Here is a 597-nt window from a genome sequence, read left to right as displayed (position 1 = left end):
GTTCGAGGGGCAACTTTTTCTCTAATCGATAAGAAGAACATATCGATATGAGGGATGATCACAAGTAAGCCTAGCCAAAGTAAAAAAGGACTAAGCAGGAGTATCAGGGTGAGTCGTGTCTGGCTTGAGTTCATTTTATCTTTCCTAAAACGCTCAAGCTTGGTTCGTAAATACTTTGGCGATATCTGCTCGCCAGCTTAATGATAGTTTGTCGCCTGCCTTAAGATCTGAAAACTCACCTGTCTGAGGTAGGGAAACAATAATCTCTTCCGCATCGTTGTTGGTCATGATTGCGCGGCTCTTAGCACCGTCGAACAATACACTCTTTACAGATGCCTGGAGTTGATTATCCGCTGTAGTTTGCTCTTGTCCCAATGTGATGGATTCGGGACGAAGATAGATATTCACTGTTTGTCCGATTTCAAGATTGCTTGTCGTTTGGGTTTGAATCGATAAACCGCTCGTGGTGGTTAGTGTGGTGCGTTGAGAATCTTGTACGCTGACTGTAGCCTCCCAATGGTTACTTTCTCCAACAAAGTCGGCGACAAAGGGCGTTTGTGGTTCATAGTAAAGTTCTTGGGGCGTACCGACTTGTTC

The 597-nt window shown here is 44.7% G+C and carries 1 protein-coding gene; it reads right to left on the bottom strand.

Annotation, left to right across the window (positions count from 1 at the left end):
* Nucleotides 1-153: 153 nt before the first annotated feature.
* A partial coding sequence (locus tag A3738_RS01215) for a TOBE domain-containing protein (RefSeq protein WP_156503870.1) occupies nucleotides 154-597 on the bottom strand: 444 nt, incomplete at its 5' end.

The sequence above is a fragment of the Oleiphilus sp. HI0066 genome (assembly GCF_001635725.1).
This window is presented reverse-complemented; position numbering and strand designations above follow the sequence as displayed.